Source organism: Tannerella sp., from assembly GCF_030528505.1.
Taxonomy (GTDB): domain Bacteria; phylum Bacteroidota; class Bacteroidia; order Bacteroidales; family Tannerellaceae; genus Tannerella.
On record NZ_JAUMYS010000009.1, the window covers coordinates 21,904 to 41,885 of the forward strand.

The 19,982-nt window shown below is 52.3% G+C and carries 9 protein-coding genes and 1 pseudogene; all 10 read right to left on the reverse strand.

Annotated features, from left to right (window positions below):
* Positions 1–124: 124 nt before the first annotated feature.
* On the reverse strand, positions 125–835 hold the full coding sequence (locus Q4A89_RS02495; RefSeq protein ID WP_303183512.1) for a hypothetical protein: 711 nt from the start codon (positions 833–835) through the stop codon (positions 125–127).
* A gap of 3 nt (positions 836–838) precedes the next feature.
* Positions 839–5,527 (reverse strand): efflux RND transporter permease subunit, encoded by a 4,689-nt coding sequence (locus tag Q4A89_RS02500; RefSeq protein WP_303183514.1) that lies wholly within the window; start codon positions 5,525–5,527, stop codon positions 839–841.
* The gene (locus Q4A89_RS02505) at positions 5,524–8,610 is read right to left on the reverse strand and encodes an efflux RND transporter permease subunit (protein WP_303183515.1); all 3,087 of its coding nucleotides are present in this window, start codon (positions 8,608–8,610) and stop codon (positions 5,524–5,526) included. Before Q4A89_RS02505 ends, Q4A89_RS02500 begins: the two co-directional genes overlap by 4 nt.
* A gap of 49 nt (positions 8,611–8,659) precedes the next feature.
* On the reverse strand, positions 8,660–9,715 hold the full coding sequence (locus Q4A89_RS02510) for an efflux RND transporter periplasmic adaptor subunit (protein ID WP_303183516.1): 1,056 nt from the start codon (positions 9,713–9,715) through the stop codon (positions 8,660–8,662).
* Between the two features lie 41 nt (positions 9,716–9,756).
* Positions 9,757–11,229 (reverse strand): TolC family protein, encoded by a 1,473-nt coding sequence (locus Q4A89_RS02515; protein WP_303183536.1) that lies wholly within the window; start codon positions 11,227–11,229, stop codon positions 9,757–9,759.
* An 82-nt stretch (positions 11,230–11,311) separates the two neighbouring features.
* The gene (locus Q4A89_RS02520) at positions 11,312–14,671 is read right to left on the reverse strand and encodes a xanthan lyase (RefSeq protein ID WP_303183518.1); all 3,360 of its coding nucleotides are present in this window, start codon (positions 14,669–14,671) and stop codon (positions 11,312–11,314) included.
* 47 nt (positions 14,672–14,718) lie between these two features.
* Positions 14,719–15,615, reverse strand: coding sequence for an ABC transporter ATP-binding protein (locus tag Q4A89_RS02525; protein ID WP_124751911.1), 897 nt, complete (start codon positions 15,613–15,615; stop codon positions 14,719–14,721).
* Between the two features lie 145 nt (positions 15,616–15,760).
* Positions 15,761–16,732, reverse strand: a complete 972-nt coding sequence (locus Q4A89_RS02530) for a type I phosphomannose isomerase catalytic subunit (RefSeq protein ID WP_303183520.1) — start codon at positions 16,730–16,732, stop codon at positions 15,761–15,763.
* Between the two features lie 84 nt (positions 16,733–16,816).
* Complete coding sequence (locus Q4A89_RS02535; protein ID WP_303183521.1) at positions 16,817–17,377, reverse strand: hypothetical protein; 561 nt, start codon at positions 17,375–17,377, stop codon at positions 16,817–16,819.
* A 139-nt stretch (positions 17,378–17,516) separates the two neighbouring features.
* A pseudogene (locus tag Q4A89_RS02540) lies at positions 17,517–19,517 on the reverse strand (alpha amylase C-terminal domain-containing protein); the annotation flags it as partial.
* Between the last annotated feature and the right edge of the window lie 465 nt (positions 19,518–19,982).

Consider the following 19,982-nt stretch of genomic DNA (forward strand, 5'->3'; position numbering starts at 1 on the left):
TTACATACGCAAAGCTATAAGAATTTACGGGGATTTACAAATTTAAAATAACGAATTACGAACGCAAGTAAGTGAAAAGTGAAAAACGAAAAGTGAAAGCTGTTGACTGACCGCTGACAACCTTTTAAATAAACTTCTCTCTGCGGCGAAGGTTCAGGAGCCCGGCCAGAAGAAAAACGATGCCTCCGACGAGCAGAAACAAACGACTCTTGAGAACCGTGCTTTGCCAGACAAGAGGATGCATCTCGCGAGGCAATGAGAAAGGATTGAGAAAAATGTTCCAGAACGAACGGCTGATCAGGTCGACGGCATTCATAAAGATAAAGAACAGCAGTCCCAGCACAATCATGATCACGGCCGTGGCGTTCCCGCTACGCGTGAGGGTAGAGAAGAGAAACGCAAGATTCCCGAAAAAGAGCATCGGGAAAAGCAGCTGAGCGGCCATCTCGAAGACGGGTACGGGATAGAGCAGCCATCGGGCGAGCAAGGCGAAAAACAACAGGATAACATAATCGGCCACGTAGACCATCAGCATACGCACGCCCCAGACCTTATAACGATAGTCGGGAATGCCGAAGATGATTTCGAGCATGCGACTGTCTTCGTCGTTCTGAATCCCAAAGACGACCGGATAGAAAATCAACAACATACACGGAAAGAACAGCAAATAATAAATGCTTTCTTCGTTGATTTCCACCCTGTCCCACGCCATCTGAAACATAAAAAAGGCAAAGAACAGGAAAGCAGCCAGCAGAAACCAAACGAACTTACCGGCAAAGATAATCTTCACGTTATAACGCACCATCCGCTCGGCCAGTATGATATATTTTCTCATCTTCTACATGTTTTTTAATAAGCACAAATAAGCGTCTTCGAGATTCGTCTCTGCCGGCACGGCGTCGGGGCGAGGCTGCACGGCCGACAGATAACGCACCTGTATGCGTTCGCCATCCTGAATATGATGTACGACGAACGATTGATCCAGCTCGTCGAACGATTTTCCGTCGATGGAAAACTGCCACACCTTGCCTTCGGCCATGTGAACCATGCCTTCGGGTTGTCCGAAGTATTTCAACTGTCCGCGGTCGATGACGGCGACCTGATTGCACGAGCTGGAGATATCTTCGATGATATGCGTCGAGAAGATGACGATACGCTCCTTGCTCAGTTCGACGAGCAGGTTGCGGAAACGGATCCGCTCGCGCGGGTCGAGTCCCGCCGTAGGCTCATCGACCACGAGGATACGGGGCAGATGAAGCAGAATCAGAGCGATGCCGATCCGTTGCTTCATACCGCCGGAGAAAGAAGCAATTTTCTCGTTTCTCCGTTCGTACATGTGGACGGCCTGCAACACGTATTCGATCCGTTCCCTGCGCAAACGGTCGTCGGTAAGCCCTTTCAGGATGGCCTGATAGTCCAGAAACTCCCACGACGACATGTGCTCGTACGTGCCGAACTCCTGCGGAAGGAAGCCGATCAGCCCCTGCAGCTCCTCACGGTAAACGCGGGTATCCAGTCCATTCACCCAAATACTTCCATAACTTTGCTCCAGAATGCCCGTGACGATCCGCATCAACGTCGATTTGCCGGCGCCGTTGGGGCCAAGCAGACCGAACATCCCCGTCTCGATCTCGAACGATACGCCCCGCAGCGCTTTGAACGGACGACGACGCTTGCCGAGCCATGGCACACTTTTGACCAGACGGAAGAACGTACGTTTCAGCCCCGCGAAGCGACCGCCTACGCGCTCGATATTCACTTCCCGCTCATACAGATATTGCGACGTAACGTAGATCGCCAGTCCGCATCCCCACAGGAGAGCGGTAAACACAATCAGAGACGGCTGCTCTAAACGACGAGACATCGCGAACAGAAGCACGACAGGTAAGCCCCAGAAAAGAAGACGGTTCAGATAGCGGACAGCCCGTCCGTCGCCGAAGCGGAAAAAGAGGTACATCCGTATTTTACGCCACAAATACAGGGTCAACGCATATACGATAAACGAAAAGATAACGAACCAGAACGCATGCTCCAGATAACCGTAGGTGAAATAGACGACGAAGGCAAACAACGCAAGCAGCCAGCCGATATGCAGAAAGTCCTTCAACGAACGATAGGCCTGATGAACGCCGAGACGTTTACGCCGTTCCTGTCCGCTGTTCCACTGGCGGGCGAAACGTCCCGCACGATCGTACACCTTCACAAGGTTGCGGATGACGATCCGGATCTCCTCTTCGGGATGAATCACATCGGCTCTTGCCCGGCGCAGACTGGCCTGTACAAAGGCTGTGACCCCGGGAATAAGGATGACCAGCGTCACGACCGATACCGCCTGCCACAGCCAACTGTCGATATAGACATAGAGGGCAAGCAGTCCGGAGAGCATGAGGACGAGATGCAGCCATCGCACCTTGGGCGAAAGCGTGCGGTACCATTGCAGCGTATGCTCCAGTCCCATGTAAGCCGTGGGGAGGATGACGAGCGTCAGTAATGATGAAAAGGTCAGCCCGCCGATCACGGTGATGGCAAAAGGCGCTCCGATGGCGCCGGCATATTCCGTGTCGCCCATCGCGAGCGGGAACATGGCGATAATCGTGGTGATGCTCGTGATCAGAATCGGACGGATACGGGACAGCCCGGCCGTCATGAGCGCACGTTCGCGCCGGAAGCCTTCCTTGCGGAGGATGCGGGCATAGTCGATCAGGATGATACCGTTGTTAACCACCACTCCCAGCAGGATCAGAAAACCGGTCAGCGTATTGGCATTCAGCAGGCTGTTGCCGGTCATAAGCAAGGCCAGCAACGACCCGATGGCCGCCAGAGGAATGGAAAAGAGCAGTACGAACGGGGTCCATATCGATTCGAAGACGCACGAGAGGATGATAAAAATCAGCACGAAAGCGGCAAGCAGGAGGAATTTGAAGTCGGCGAACAGGTCTTCTTCATGAACGACTTCGATGGCTACCCCGGCCGGCAGGTTATAATTCGCGATGTACCGGTCGATGTCGGCACGATACCCTTCGAGCAGCGCTTTCGAGTCTTCGACACTGCGGGAAAAGCGGTACCACACTTCCAGCTGCTTATCCTGATTCACCCGCGTGATACGTGAACGTCCGTTGCCCTTGTGAAGCGTAGCCAGTTCGTCGAGGCGGTGCATACCTCCCTGACCGTCGGCAATGCGTACGTCTTTCAAATCATCGACGGTGGGCTGCTTCTTTTCGCGTTTGGACGTCTTGTTCGGCAGCTCTTCCCGAATCACGATGTCGTACGTCTTGTTACCGACCTTAAACGGCGTCCCCGTAGCATATTCGGGTGTCAACTCCGCCAGTCCCGTCGCGATCTGACTGCGGGTGATGCCGTATGAAGCAAGCAGCAACGGATCGAAATGCAGACGCATTTCGGACTGACGGCGGGCAGACGCCGTCCACGATTGTTCGACGAACTCCTGCGCGTCGAGGTAATACCGGATATCTTCGGCCACCACCTGCATCATATCATAATCAGCGCCTTTGATAACGACCCGCTCCTGATTATCTCCAATACCCAGCAGCGCCATAAACGCCATGGCCGCGCCTGCGCCGTCACTTCCGCCACGCCCGCTCATAGCCTCGGAGAAGGAAATCTGGATGCCCCCCACGGCAGGCATCCGCGCCTGTGCATCAGACTTGATATCACCTATTTTACGCTTGCCCTTCGCCTCGTAATCTTTCCGAAGAATCACGGTCAGCATGGCTTGCTCCTCTTGAATACGGCTGACGACATCCTGCTTCTCCGGAATCTCATTCAGACGTTCCTCGATCACTTTCACGATCTTATCCGTATGTTCCAGCGTACTGCCCGTGTGCATCGTAACATAAATATCGAAACGATCGGAATCGACCTCCTTGTTCTGACGGATGTTCATCGTCAACGACAGAATCAACGTCAGGAAAAGCAGCACGACGGCACTCAGCAAAGTGATGCCCGGATGACGCATACACGTTTTGAGGAGTACCAGATAAATCTGCACGGGACGTTGCAGGAGAGAGATTTTTTCGTAAAACACGGCGCGGCCGTTCTTCCGGCACAAGATACCGTAGGTTGCCATCGGGATAAACAGCAGGGCTACCCCCATCGATACCAGCAACGTAGAGATAATCGAGACACCGATATGGTTACCGATCAGTTTGATCATGAAATTGTCGGAGAAGACGAAAGGCAGGAACACCGTGACGGTCGTGAGCGTAGCGGCGATAATCGAACGCCAGACCTCTTTCGTCCCTTTCGTTACGGACAGCTCGGGCGATTCTCCTCCGGCCGATCGCCGATATACATTCTCAAGCACGACGACGCTGTTATCGAGCAGCATCCCGATGGCAAGCGCCATGCCGACAAGCGTCAGGCTATTGATCGAGATGCCTGCCGCATAGAAAAAGTTAAACGCCGTATATACGGAGATGGGGATAGACAGGGCGATGAAAAACACGAGACGGATATTCTTCAGAAAAAACCAAAGCACCAAGATGGCCAACAAGCCCCCTATCAGCGCCAAACGGATGATCTGATCGATATTCTTCTCCATCGTTTCGGCCGTATCCGACTCGATCACGATCTCGACATCCTGCCCCTGCAAACGTTCATTGAGCCGGTCGATTACCGCCCGTGTACGATGCGACAAGTCGATGAGGTTCGTCCGGGCTTCGTTCACGAGCGCGACGGAGATCGCGTCCTTGCCGTTCACGCGGCTGAACGAAGTTTCTTCTTTCAGGTCGAAGCTGACGGTCGCCACGTCTTTCAGGAATACGGGGCCTTCGGCTACGACGAGATGTTCCAGCTCGGAAACGTGGGTGTAGGCCGAATGAACGTGAACGAAATAGCGCGAATCGGCTTCCGTAACATTTCCTGCAAACATCTTCTCCTGCGTCTGACGGTTCAGTAACTCACCGATTTTCGAGGCCGTCAGGTTCAACGCTTCGCACGCTTCCTGATGCAAGCGAATCTCGATGGCGCGCTCCTGTCCGCCGTAGACATCGACGGCCGCCACCCCGTCGATATGTTCAAGGTCGCGCCGAATTTCCTCCTCCACAATGTTACGCACACGATCCACCCCGCCCGAACCTCGCACCTGCAACGTCATAAAACGGTTCGCCATCATCGCCAGATCGACTTTCTGCACCTGCACGGTAAAGCCTTTCGGCAACGACGCGGAGACTTCTTTCATCTTCTCTTCGAGCCTGAGATACGTTGTCTTGAAATGGACATCGGCCTTGAAATCGACCTGTATGGACGACTGACGACGGTTGACTTCCGAGCGTATCTTATCCACCCCTCCGACCGTGCTGATCGCTCCCTCGATCGGAATGATCACCTCCGTTTCGACATACGCCGGATCCATCTCCTGCTGAGACTGAACGGAGACGAACAACACGGGCAGTTCCGCATTGGGCAACAATTCCACAGGCAATTGCTTATAGGACACATACCCCAATAAGGTAAGTGCAATAAACAACATGCTGACGGTTACCCGTCTATGTAAAAGAATGTTCATCCTTCGCCTCTTACCTTACTTTTCAGTTGTTCGAACACATAGTAAACACACGGAATCACGACAAGGCTCATCAAGGTGGAAGTGACGAGTCCGCCGATGACAGCGACCGCCATGGACGAACGCAAGGCCGCTCCTTCGCCGATATGAAGCGACATGGGCAGCAAAGCCAGAATCGTCGTGAGCGTAGTCATCATGATCGGACGGATTCGCTGCCGGCCGGCCTCGATAATAGCCTCGGTAAGTTCCATCGTCGTCTTCAGCTGGTTGATACGTCCGACTAACAGAATCGAGTTGTTCACCGCAATTCCGGCAAGCATGATCATCCCGATCACCCCCATGATATTGAGCGTCATTCCGGTGATCCAGAAGACCAGTACGGCCCCGACGAGCGCGAGCGGAATGGTCAGCAGGATAGTAAAAGGATGCAGCAACGATTCGAACTGCGATGCCAGCACCATGTATACGAGCACGACCGACAATAACAAGGCAAGCATCAGGCTGTTCATCGACTCCCGGCGCTGTTCTTCCTCGCCCGTCACATCAATCGAATAACGCGGGGGCAGTTCGACGTCGCCCACCGCCCGACGTATGCGCCCGGCCACTTTATCGAGCGACTGTCCTTCTTCTTTGTCCGCAAGAATCTTGTTGATACGGCTCTGATTCCGACGAAATATTTCCTTCGGGGCCTGCGTCGGCGTAATCGTCGCGATCTCGTGCAGCAGAAACTCCCGTTTGCCGTTCCGTATAACGAGATGTTTCAATTCTTCGGCCGTAATATCGGGCACTTTGATGACAATGTCGCGCATCTCTCCCTTATATTCCATCTTGCCGGCATCACGCCCCTGCAACTGTTGCTTTAACTGGGTGAGCACGGTCGAGGCCGTAATCTGATGAATACCGGCCATCGTACGGTCGAGGGTGATCAGCAGTTCGGGCGCTCCGTCGGCCATCGACGACTTGACGTTATAAATTCCTTCGACCGAAGCCATCCGTGCCAACACCTCGTCCGTGAGAGCAGCGATCTCTTCCGTTTCTTCTCCCTTCACCTCCACGACAATCGGCGCCTCTTCGTCTCCGAAGAGCGAACCCAGCGAATAATCCTCCTGCTTGAAGGTAAGTTCCAGTCCTTCGACCTCTTTCGTGGCTTCCACAAAGCGCGCTATGACCTTCTCGGGCGATAAAGGCGACGAATCAGAAAGCAAGACCGTCAGTGTCGCCGTCGACTCTCCTTCAAATACTTCATGCTCCGACGCCCCTTCTCCGATATGGCTGTACACGGTTAGCAGGCTGTCGCCGCTCACGGTATGAAGCAAATGTTCCAGATTTTCTACTACGGCATTCGTACGCTCCAGCCGTGTGCCTTCGGGCAGTCTCAGCGAAACGGAGAATGCACGTCCGGCGGAACGCGGTAAAAATTCCGTCCCGATGAATGGAGTAAGCAGGAACGTAACGGCCAGCAATCCCGCCGAGAGACCGATCACCCACCAACGACGCCGGAGAAACGAAGCCAGCAAAGCGCCATACCGCTCGAAGCGAACGGATTTCGCTTGCGGCTGTATCTGCTTCCTCCCCGATAGCCGGTCGTACAGCATCGGGATAATCAACAAGGCCACAAACAAAGAAGACAGCAACGAGAAAGCTACCGTCCACGCCTGCTCTTTGAACAGTTCGCCCGAAGCCCCGTGCAGGTAGACGATCGGAAGAAAAACGACGATAGTCGTCAGGGTAGAAGCAATCACCGCACCGGCGACCTCCGACGTCCCGGTGACAATAGCCTCTGCGCGGCTAAGCCCTCGCTCGTGATTCCGAAAGATACTTTCTATCACCACAATGGAGTTATCGACGAGCATTCCTCCGCCCAGCGCAAGCCCTCCCAGCGTCATAACGTTTAACGTCAGCCCGTTGAAGTACATCAGGTTAAACGTTGCCACGATCGAGATGGGAATCGACAGACTGACAATGAGCGTCGTCCCGATACGGCGAAGGAAGACAAACAACACTAAAACAGCTAATAACATCCCCAGCAGCGCCGTACTTTTCACTTCGCCGATCGCCTGACTGATAAAAGTGCCCTGATTGCGGATCACCTGAAAACGATAGCCGGGTAAAGCCTGTTCCATGATCTTCAACTGTCGACCGATCCGATCGACTACCCGCACCGTGTTATGCTGCATTTCCTTATATACAGAGAGACCGATGCAACGTTCGCCGTTGATACGCACGATGTTTTCGGGACGGGCATTTTCAAACCGGGCTGTAGCGACTTCACGCAAGTATATCGGCGCGCGGTTCTCGGTTTCGCCATTTGCGCGAACGTCCGATGCCGACGCAACCGTCGGACGATAACCGACAATCAGCTCCTCGAAATCGGCTTCGGAAGTAAAGAGCGACGAGCTTTTCACCAGATACTGCAACCCGAGTTCACTGACCCGTCCGCCCGATACGGTCTGGTTATTCGCTTCGATTCCGGAAGCGATGTCTTCCATCGTCAAACCGAACGCCTTCAACTTATAGGGATCGGTTCGTAAGGTCAGGACAGAGCGTTCCTCACCGGAAAGTAATACTTCGCCCACACCTTCTATACGAACCAGCTCGTTGCGCACGTAATTCCCGGCCATCTTACGCAGCTCGGCCATATCGATGATGGAACGATGCGACATGGCAATCAGCATCACCGGGTCGGTATTCGGATCGTGCTGAGTGATGTTGAGAGACTCAATATCCGTGTTGCGCGAAAAAGGCGCCATGGCTTTCTGCAAGTCTAAAAAAGCCTCGTCCATATCCTTATGCTGGACGTAGGTGACCGTGATGCGTGCCGAACCGGAACGAATCACCGAGGAAACCTGCGTGACGTCGCTCTGACGTATGGCCATCGACTCCATATTCTCTACGAACATCTTCTCGATCTCTTCGGGCGGACGTTCACCCGCCTTGATTTCTACGAACAGACGAGGAGCATTCATGTCGGGCAGTAAATCCACATTCAGCCGATTGTACGAGATATTGCCGAGCAATACGATCGCCAGCACCACCATCGCCATGGTCACGGGATTATTTACTGCGAACCGGATGACTTTCTTCATGTTATTGCGTACTCTTAAACTATCCTTTTATTACCGTTCCTCCGTACTACTACTTCAACACCTTCACCCGGCTATTTTCGCGCAAGGTCTCAAATCCTTTGACGATAAGATGATCATGTTCATTCAGCCCTTCCGTTACCTGAATCGATTCGTCATCCTCAAGTCCCGTCCGTATCTGACGCGCCATGGCCGTATTCTTCTCCACTACATATACATATTTGCGGTTTCGTGCCGAGAGCACCGCATGTTTCGGAATGATAATCGCACTGTCGGCCTGCTCCACAACGATATCGACTTTGATAAACATACCGGGACGCAGTTTCTGCTCGGCATTGTCAATCCGTACCCGTCCGGTGAAGGTGCGTGTCTCGGTACTGATGGCCGGCGACAGCTCGCTGATCACACCTTTCAACGTATCTTCGGGCAAGGTGTAGTGCGTCACACGGACCGGCTGATTGACGCGGATGTACGGGATCGTACTTTCGGGCAGGTTCACGTCCATGTACATACTCGCATACGACATGATACCGACCATCGGCTTCCCCTGCTCGACCCGACTGTCCGATGTATAATGAGGCAGGGAAACGATGACCCCGTCAAAAGGGGCCTTGATATTCATCTTCTCCAGACTGATCTTGGCATTCTCCAGTTCGTACCGGGCATTGGCGGCTCTCACGTCCGTATTGCGCATCTCACTGAGAGTCACTCCTCCTTTCTCGTACAACGCCTTCTGCTTGCTTTGCTCCTGCCGGGCAATTTCAAGGTTCAGCGTTTTCGATTCCAGCGCAATGCCGTTCTCATATTCCTTATTTTCGAGACGTATGATCAGTTGACCTTTCCTGACCCCATCTCCCAATTTATACGGTTTGCCCGTTGCCGGATTACGCTGAAGACCATACATCCCGCTCATCTCGGAAACAAGTTCGGCCGCATAAGCCGCCTGTGCCGTTCCCGTGGTATGAATCAGTTTGCTGATCGATCCTTTCCGAAGCTCCTGCACGGATACGGGAGTTTCCACATCGTTCTGATCGGATTGAGGTTTGGAACCGCATGCCGTAAGTACCGACAGCGCGGCTACGGCGAAGATTGTTTGGTATTTCATCATGAGGTATATCATTTATTTTTTACTCGAATACGGGAATAAATTTATTTATCGCTGCGACGGGCATTGCTCAATGTCCGGACAGGAATTACCGGAGCGTTTTTCTCAAAATCGTACAGCGAAAGAATTTTCAGATTCAGCAACTCGATTTTATAATTGATCAACGTTTGCGAATAAGCGATCTTCTTATTGGATAGCTGGGTCTGAAACTGACTGATCTGCATACCGGTGAGGTCTCCTTCACGATACCGGGTCAAGTTCAGGTCATACGTCAGTTGCGCGTTCCTGACATTCTTTTCGGCAAGGGTAATCTGCGTACGGAGGTTTTCGAGCCGGCGCCACACCTGACGGATATTCAGCTCGATGTCGAACTTTTCATTCTCCTGCCGGAGCTTCGCGATCGTCTGTGCCGTCCGCTGCGCTTTCACACGCGCTTTCTTCTCTCCCCAATCGAAGAGCGGAACCGTAAAACTGATCGCGATACGGGGGTTTTGCGTCGGATTGTCGTAGACGCTTCCCAATCGCTCATTGTCACCGGTAATACCGACAGACAAAGAGATATCCCCTTTAAATTCATTCAGACTCTTCGTGCGAATCATCTGCAATTCCGCCAACTCGATATCGATCTCACGCTGCCGAAGCTCCATCCGCGAGTCGAGCCCGTTGCGAACGGCCTCCTCAAGGCTGACGGCGATCGGGTTGATACCGATATCGGCCATGACACGAATCTGTTCGTGAAGCGGCAAGCCCAGCGCCTGCTTCAACTCGTCCTCCGCGTTGGCGAGCGCGACCACACGTTCCTCGACCGAAGACTGTGCCGTGGCCAAATTCAACTCCGCCTGATAAAGCTCCTCCTTGGCCGATAAATCGGCTTCGACCTTGTTTTTGATAATCTCGAAGCTCTGCCGGGCATTTTCCAGCTCCTCCCGGCTGATCTCCAGATTGCTCTGCGCCATATAAACCGTATAGAACCGATTCGTGATGTCTCGCTCCGTATTCAGGCGCTGAAGAGCATAATCGATTCCGGCGTTTTCATAATCGAACTCGATCTGCTTCAGCTCCATCTTCCGACGGTTATACGTAAACACCGGCTGAGTGAACTGAAGATAAAGATTGTTGCTGAATGCTTTGTTGCGGTTTTCATGCCCTTCGACTACCGACGTGTTATTTTGCCAGCCGAACCGGTTAATGAGCGAAAGCTCCCCGTCTGTCCACAAGATAGGCTGCGTGACACGGAACGTTCCGCTCGAAGTCAGCGACTCGTTCGTGTACCATTGCGACAGCCGGTTGTCGAAACGACGTGTCTTCGTATAATCAATCGGATCGAGATTCAGAGAGAACCGGGATTTTAACGATGCCCGTTGCGCGACGAGTTGAAGCTGATACCGCTCCAGATTGAGCTTTGAGTTGATCAGTGTCGGATTGTGCTCTTCGGCGATGTCGAGTGCCTGCTCTATGGTCACCGACCGTTGCGAATACGCTCCCGAAGGCGCTCCGCACATTCCCGCAAGGCACATCACCCCACTCACGTAAATCCTTAGGAATTCTTTGTTTATCATCATGCTTCTTTTCTATTACTGCTTCTTTGAATTTATTCGCTTATTTTCCGACAATTTTCACGGCATCGGCTGTGACGATTCTTAACTTCGTATCGTTGGTCAGCACGACACGTACCGTGTCACGGTTGAAATAATACGTACCCAACAGGCTCCATCCGTCTTCCGAACGGGCAAGGTCGATATACGCTTCTTCCTCATCGTGATCGTAGCAGACCTTAAACCGGTATTCCGTACGACCTCCTCCACCGCCGCCACGTCCCCCTTCACGAAGTTCCTGAGGCTTATACACGTAATAATAAAGGTCGTATTGTCCGGCATGCGGGACCGGAATACTCCATGTTGCCGTCTGATTTCCGCTACCGCTCTTGACCACGTAAGCCGATCGGATATGCGCACCGTAATACTTATCGTTTGTCGTCAATGTCCATTGCAAAGGAGCACGCCATTGGGACACGCCCGAATAGCGGAACGATTGATCGTTGTCCTTATCGAGCCACCGTGGCAGAAGGCCGAACACTTCGGGTTTGGACAAGGCGAACAGCAACGAGTCTTCATTATCTACGATCACCTCTCCGGAGGTATCGTCCGACAGAAGCGGCAGTACGAAATCGCCTTCCTGTTCGATCGTCCGGTTCTGTTCACGCTGGATATTTCCGACGGGCAGATCGATCAGCGCCGGCAGATTGGCTGATACCAGTGTATGGACACGAATTCTCCGCGGCGCTTCGTCCCAATGCGTCACGATGCGTTTCGTCTGATGCGGAGCGAAAGACAGGGTACGCTTCGTTCGCGGATCGTACAGGTCGCTGCGTCCTCCCGCTTCGGTTTCGATGCGGATCGTTCCCTCGTAATCGGAGGTATTGGTGATCTGCAAGGTCATGATATATGTCTCCTTATCGCGGTTCGTGACATGTACGATACGAGGCGTCCCGACGATATACACAGGCAGCGGCGTAGGACGTTGCCATGCGCCGAGAGGTGCCCGGAGGTCTTTGCCGGCCATCGTGCCAAGCGTATCGAGCAGGTGCTCGAAACGCAGATTCGTAAATTTGTTCCGTTGCAGGATGGCGCGCAGCGAATCGCGACACGCGCGGTATCCCATATCGATTTCGGCGGGAGCGAAGAGGCTGCTTGCCTTGAGCGACAGTACATCGTCGACCAGATTACGCAGTTCCGTATCGGCGAGCAGCTCCTTCAACGGCCGCTGCTCCATCAGCAGATTCGCCTTTTCCTTATGGCTGATACCGTTCATCTCCCTGACCCAATCGTTCTCTTCGGACTTGTCCTGCAGGTAGAGTTCGATCATGCGGTTGGCGGCAGACCATTCCGACGAAAAGACATTGTATCTGAAATTATACAGTTGGGGGAAAAGCAAATAAGGATTGACCTCGGCAGAGACATTCGCTGCTCCGCGATCGAATGACCAGTTGAAATCGCTCTCCGTACGGCGGAAGAGATGCATAAAGCTATGGAAAGTACGGATGGCTGCTTCCTTATCGGTAATCTCACGCCCATCCCAACGCGCCCATTTCTTTTCGCGCTTGACCCTTCTCGCAACGTCGGCCTCGTTGAACAGGCAACCTTTTTCGGGAAAGAAAACCATCTCGGGCTGTACTTTCTCCTGTGCCTGCGTCCATGCTCTGGGGTAGCTGTAAAACTGCACAGGCACTTCGACCAGCGAGAAGCGGCGAAACGAATAATCGAGCGCATAATCGCGTTCGATCGACTGACGAAACTCCCTGATTTGCGATGGGATGGTATCCATAATCGAGTCGAACGGAGTCGTAAAATCACCATGCCCCCGCAGATGCCAAATGCTGTACTCCGTGCTGTCCACCACGAGGCTTTTCTGTTCATAATCCCCCACGACGAGCGAGAGGGAAGGGGAAGGGAAATCAGTTTCGTAGACAAACACCTGATCTTTTTCTCTATCCGAAGAGAAGGCTGCTGTATCCAACGCTGTGGGAGAAGGCTGCTGTCGCGTGCCCTGCGAGAGAGCCTGCAGACCGTCCGTCGTACGCACCGTCAATCGGAAACGGCTGAAATACGTTTGCTGTCCGTCGGTGCTGAGGCTACTGTAGGAGGTGCCGGGACGCGGATACCAATACGCTTCGGGCGTAAAGAGCAGATAGTCGCGTTCCTGAAAGCTGTATTTCTTATCTATTCGGAGCATACCGTCGCCATAATCATGCTGTAAGATATCGGGAGGAATATCAAGGTAGCAGAAACGGTCGTCGATGCGTCCTTCGTATTTCATGACGATCGAAAGGGAGTCGCCTTCCGCGTGCTCACGTCCGAGATCGACAAGAACGATCTGGCTCTTACGCTCGAACGCTAACGGACGGCCGGCGACTTCGACCTCGCGCACGGTCAGGCCGGGATTGAGGGAAAACGTAAACACGGAACCGCGGGCGGCAGCCACCCCGCTCATGGATACCTCGGCGGTAATCGTCGACGGCTGTTGGGTGAGCGTGATGTCGTAACGGTCGACAAGCATTTTCGGCGCGTGCACATACTCGTTATTCAGCGCGATATAATGCTGCCGCAGTCTTCCTTCTTCCCGGACGGAATCCACATGACGATAAGCTGCCGCGATGCCTCCGAGAAAGAAGCAACAGCCGAGCGCCAGCCAGCGAAAACGTCCGTACTTCGTGTTCGGCAACCGCCGAAACAAAAACACGGAGAGGCAAATAAAGCCCAGCCCAAGCAGCAGGTAAACGGCACGATGTATCATCAGCGCCTGCCCGTTCGTAAACCCGACGACGGACGATTTGACCAAAGGCAGGTTGTAGGTCATGTAGTCGAAGACATAGTAGAACCGGTCGCCCACATAAAACAAAGTCAGTCCGATATAGCCCAGCAGCAGCACGAAGGTCACGGCCTGATTCTTCAGCACAAGCATCAGAAAGATGGACAGTCCGAGGATATAGACGAGCGTTGGAATGCAGATCAGGAAGAAATACGTAAGATACGCCGCCCAGTCGAGCGCCACGCCCGACGCGAAGTTAAAAAGCAGCACCATCGCAAGAATCATCAGGTCGAGGCGGAAAAATACGCTCAAAATCCCCCATATCTTACCCGCTACATATTCGGCATTGCTGAGCGGATGAACATAAAACACCTCCGAAGTGTCGAGCTTTTTGTCCGACTTGAGAAACTCGGACGACAAAAAGACGGCGATCACCGCCTGCCCGGTATTCAGGAACAGCAGATTCACGTACGGGATATTGGAAGGTAGCGACTGCATCAGCCAGTAGCCGTCGTCGCTAACTAAAGCCGCAAAATTGAACACTGCCAGAATCAACACGGCAAGCACCAAGAAGACACGATAGAACCACGTACGGAGCAACAGCTTGCGTTCGTACTTGGCGACAGACCGTATATTATTCCATACCGACATATTGATTCGTGTTCTATGAATGGTTAATTTGTGTTTCTTCGGTTAAATCAATCGTTCATCCACCGATTCAACTTGTTCTCCATATAATATACGTAAGCATGCTCCAAATTGGGAGGATACGGCTCGGCATCATACCCTTCGATCTCGTCGGCTACTACCTGTACTTCCCACCCCGTACCGGACGGAATGGTCGATATCACAGGGTATTTCGCATCGACAACGGGCATCTCATCACTGCTGATATGCATCCGCCACACCTTCCCCTCGGCTTCTTGCAGCATTTCCCGGGGCGATCCGAAAAACGCCACCTCGCCTTTGTTCATCAGCGCCATACAGTTGCATGTACTCGATATGTCGCCGACGATATGGGTCGACAAAATGATCGTCACGTCCTGCTTGCCCACTTCGGCCAGCAGATTACGGAAACGAATGCGCTCCTCGGGATCCAATCCTGTGGTCGGTTCATCGACGATGATCAGTCTGGGGCGATGTATCAACGCCTGCGCAATGCCCAGCCGACGTTTCATACCGCCGGACAGTTTATTGGCATAACGCTCCCTGACATCGAACAGCCCGACGCTCTCCAGCATGGCATCGACGGCTTGCCGGCGCTCCCGCCGGCTGTTCATCCCCGACAGACGAGCCGCATAGTCAAGGAACTCATGCGTCTTGTATTTCGCAAAGAAACGGAAGTCTTGCGGCAGATAACCGAGAATCCGGCGTACTTCCCGGCGCTGCTTACGCAAGTCGTAACCGAACACATTCACCTCGCCCGACGTAGGCTCCATCAGCGCCACGAGGATACGCATCAGCGTCGATTTGCCGGCCCCGTTAGGCCCCAGCAGACCGAACATGCCCGTCGGTATATCCATGTTGACGTCTTTCAAGGCATGGGTACCGTTCGGATAACGTTTGTTTAGCGAACGTATCGATATGTTGTTCATCTGTCTTTACCGGTTATCGTCTCCTATAACGCTGTTTTCACTTATCTTATTGTCTCGGAAAGCACCTTCGCCTTTCCCTTACCTGTAGAGGACGCTTTCCCTTATGTGCAAAGCCGTCCTTTCCTTAGGCAACGGTTGCGCTCGTTTACGCGATATAGGTTTCCAGCAATTTGGCCTGCGGAGCGGGCTTTAGGGTAACCGATTGTGTGGTTGCGGGAAAGAGCACGGTCTGTCCCTGCGAAAGAGTCAGTTCGTTGCCGTTATCGTCACGCAGTTCGACCGAACCGGCCATGCAGATATAAACGACAAACGAATCGAGCGTGGCATAGTCGCGTGTCATAGGCGTTTGCGTTTCCAGCAAACGGGTGGTGAAGTACGGGCATTGCACCAACTCGACGGCAGCGCCGGGCTCCGGCGTATAATGCGTCCGATAGTCGGATTGCAGCGTATAGTCGATCGCGTCTTTGGCCAGCTCGGTGTGCAATTCGCGTCCTTTGCCCTCGGCATCTTTGCGGTTATAGTCGTAGATGCGGTAGGTGATATTGCTGGTTTGCTGGATCTCGGCGATGAAGCATCCGGCGCCGATGGCATGCACGCGTCCGGCAGGCAGGAAGAAGACGTCGCCCGCAGTCACGTCGTAACGTTGGAGCACCTCCATGATGCTGTTGTCTTCGACACGTCGCACATATTCATTCGCATCGACCGGTTGCGAGAAGCCACAATACAGGGAGGCGTCCGGCGCGGCCTTAATCACATACCACATCTCCGTTTTCCCGAACGACTGATGACGTTTTTGGGCCAGTGTATCGTCCGGGTGTACCTGAATGGAGAGATCGTCCCGCGCATCGATAAACTTGATGAGCAGCGGAAAGCGTGTGCCAAACCGCTTTATTACGTGACTGCCCAGCAGACTTTCGCCATACTCGCGAATCAATTCGTCGATGGTTTTTCCTTTGTCGGCGCCATTCGCTACAACGGAAAAATCACCGTCAACATGCGACAGTTCCCAACTCTCCCCTATCTTTTCCTGCGTAGGAGCCATGCCTTTGAACGGACGGATATCGGTCCCTCCCCAGATGATTTCTTTTAAAATCGGTTGAAATAAATATGGATACATTGTTTTGTTTGTTGTTTGATTGTTCTGTTTATTTGTTTATCTCCCTCCTTCGACAGCTTCCACCCCCGAAGGAGGAATGCTAATCTACTTTTTCAGCCAACGGAATGATTCAATATGGATTCCTCTAAAACAGTCGTCTGTGCACGTATTCGGCACATACCCGCACAGTTTCAAAACGCCCTCGGTATCTGTTTCAAAATACAGCGTGTTCTGTTTTCTGTCTACCATCAAATACTTTCCGTATACTTCATAAAGTTCGTCCATCGTCAACGGCTTGTCCCCCTGCTCGTGTGTTCCGATATCGTTGACGGATTCGGTGTAGACGCATGTGGTGTCGCAGAGAAGACCTCCTTCCTTTTTGTAACGGAAAGAGCCGTCTGCATTCTGCAACGGAACCACTTTATAGAAGCTGCGCGCCGTAACCGCTCCGTTTTCCACTTGTATATCCGTATAGCTCGACCATCCCGTCCACGAAGAACGGCATACTCGATAAACATACGAATTCCCTTTCGCTTTCTTCAAGTCAGCCCACTTGCTACGGCTGTTCTGATACGCGTTTCTTTCTGCAAACTCGTCACTCCCGCAACCGGATAGCCCGATAACGGCCAACAAGCAAACGAGGCCTAATAAATCTTTTGTTTTCATTGATCGTACATGTTTAAGTAAATTATTCATCTCTTTTTACATGACGTTATTCTTTCCCTTTTCGTGGCGTCGTTTTTTTCTGTACCCGTCTTTTCGCCATCTCTCCTTGTTCGACCGATAATGAGCGAAGTTCAGGCAGCCGTTTCAATACCATAGCGGTGCGTGCCGGGAGATACAGTTTCAGCCAGCCTTTATATTCCTTCTCATAGAGCGGATCGTACTGCGTCAGATGTTCGACGGTATCGTCCGTCAGCCCGTTCCCTCCGAAGCGGAAGTCATCCGTGTTCAACACCGTACGATAGCTGCCCGGAGGAGTCAGGAGCCCATAATCGGTAAACGACTGCGCAGGACTGAAGTTGAAGACAAACACGTAATCTCCACGCATGTAGGCCAGCACCTGATCGCCGTCGTTATCCCACACCTTCTGCACGGGCAGCGCTTGAAAATCTTTTACACTGCGGATTAACGCAAGCATCTCACGGTCAAAGTCGCCCAAGAAGCGATATTTCAGGTTCGGATCATCGACCAGACTCCACTGTCGGCGAGCATACTTGTACGACCAGCCGTTGCCTTCGCGCGGGAAATCGATCCATTCGGGATGTCCGAACTCGTTACCCATAAAATTCAGATAGCCGCCGTTGATGGTCGTGGCCGTCACGAGCCGGATCATTTTATGAAGCGCCAGTCCGCGCTCGACCATAAAGTGCCGGTCGTCCGCCTGCATGTGCCAATACATATCGGCATCGATCAATCTGAATATAATCGTCTTATCACCCACAAGCGCCTGATCGTGACTCTCGGCATAGCTGATGGTCTTCTCATCGGCCCGCCGGTTCGTGGTCTCCCACCAGATGGCCGAAGGATGCCAGTCTTCGTCTTTTTTCTCTTTCAGTATTTTGATCCAGAAGTCCGGAATATTCATCGCCATGCGGTAATCGAATCCATAGCCGCCTTCAGCTACTTTAACGGCCAGCCCCGGCATACCGCTGACTTCCTCCGCAATCGTCACGGCATGCGGATTGACCTCGTGTATCAGTTTGTTCGCTAACGTCAGGTATGTTATCGCGTCATCATCCTGATGACCGTTGTAATAGTCGCCGTAGCTTAAGAAATCCTCACCCAGCCCGTGGCTGTAATAAAGCATCGACGTAACGCCGTCGAAACGAAAACCATCGAAACGGTATTCATCCAGCCAGTATTTGCAGTTCGACAGCAGGAAATGCAAGACCTCATCCTTCCCGTAATCGAAGCAGAGGGAGTCCCATGCCTGATGCTCGCGCCGGGCGCCGGTATGGAAGTACTGATGATACGAACCGTCGAACCGTCCGAGCCCTTCCGTTTCATTTTTCACGGCATGACTGTGCACGATATCCATGATCACCGTCAGCCCCATCCGATGAGCATCATCGATAAGATGTTTCAACTCGTCGGGCGTACCGAACCGCGATGAAGGAGCGAAGAAATTGCTCACATGATACCCGAACGATCCGTAATACGGATGCTCCTGTATAGCCATGATCTGAATGGCATTATAGCTATCCTTTACGATACGCGGCAGAACGTGTGTGCGAAACTCTTCGTATGTACCGATCTTCTCCTCTTCCGAAGCCATACCGATATGACATTCATAAATCAGCAATGGCGATGTGTCCGGCCGAAATGTCTTTACTTCGAATTGATACGGTTCTTCAGGAGCCCAGACTTGCGCCGAGAAGATTTTGGTCTGCTCATCCTGCACTACCCGGCGGCACCATGCGGGGATACGCTCTCCACAGCCTCCGTTCCACTCGATCAGCAGTTTGTACAAATCTCCGTGATAAAGCGCAGTGGCCGGTAAAGAGATCTCCCAGTTGCCATTGTCGAGAGGTTGCAGACGATAACTCTCGTTCTTTTCCCAGCCGTTAAATGTTCCTATCAGATAGATGGCTGTGGCATTCGGCGCCCATTCACGAAACACCCATCCTTCCGCTGTACGGTGCAATCCGAAATACAGATAGCCCGAAGCGAACTCGGCGAGCGTTTGTCGGCCACCCTCGGTTAATTGCTTTTCTTTCTCGATAACACGACGATAACGTCCTTCTATGGCATCCGAGTAAGGCTTCAGCCAAAGATCGTTTTGAATTAAAGCCAGCTTTTTCATCTTCCGTTTATATTCATGTTTACTTCGAATCATATCAGCAGAGAAGAGGGTTGCTTTGGAGTATGTTTCGTTGTCTATCCGTAAGCATTGCCTATCCTTGCGACCGGTGCAAATCTACATGATAATTTTCAATTCACACACAGCCCTGTAAAAATAAAAGTGAAGACCACTGTCTATACATATATATAGAGCCGTTTGCCCAAGCGTTCATCCGTAAGTATTCCTACTTAATTTCACACGCATGAAAATGACCGGTCTTGACGTCTACAAAGATACGATCTTTTGTGAAAGGAAGTGTCTGAAAATGCAAATTTTCGAAGGCTACTCCTGAAGCATGCAGGAAGAAGAAAACCGGAAGGTGCGGAAAGAAGAAAAGAAAGGAATTCGATATTTTTCCAGCATTAAATCGTGCAAATATTTTGCAATTACATCTTTTTTCTTTTACTTTGCAACCGTTATTAAAAT

Coding starts and splice junctions, on each gene's coding strand:
- Q4A89_RS02500 (WP_303183514.1), bottom strand. CDS start 5,527: ATGAACATTCTTTTACATAGACGGGTAACCGTCAGCATGTTGTTTATT.
- Q4A89_RS02495 (WP_303183512.1), bottom strand. CDS start 835: ATGAGAAAATATATCATACTGGCCGAGCGGATGGTGCGTTATAACGTG.
- Q4A89_RS02530 (WP_303183520.1), bottom strand. CDS start 16,732: ATGTATCCATATTTATTTCAACCGATTTTAAAAGAAATCATCTGGGGA.
- Q4A89_RS02505 (WP_303183515.1), bottom strand. CDS start 8,610: ATGAAGAAAGTCATCCGGTTCGCAGTAAATAATCCCGTGACCATGGCG.
- Q4A89_RS02535 (WP_303183521.1), bottom strand. CDS start 17,377: ATGAAAACAAAAGATTTATTAGGCCTCGTTTGCTTGTTGGCCGTTATC.
- Q4A89_RS02510 (WP_303183516.1), bottom strand. CDS start 9,715: ATGATGAAATACCAAACAATCTTCGCCGTAGCCGCGCTGTCGGTACTT.
- Q4A89_RS02515 (WP_303183536.1), bottom strand. CDS start 11,229: ATGTGCCTTGCGGGAATGTGCGGAGCGCCTTCGGGAGCGTATTCGCAA.
- Q4A89_RS02520 (WP_303183518.1), bottom strand. CDS start 14,671: ATGTCGGTATGGAATAATATACGGTCTGTCGCCAAGTACGAACGCAAG.
- Q4A89_RS02525 (WP_124751911.1), bottom strand. CDS start 15,615: ATGAACAACATATCGATACGTTCGCTAAACAAACGTTATCCGAACGGT.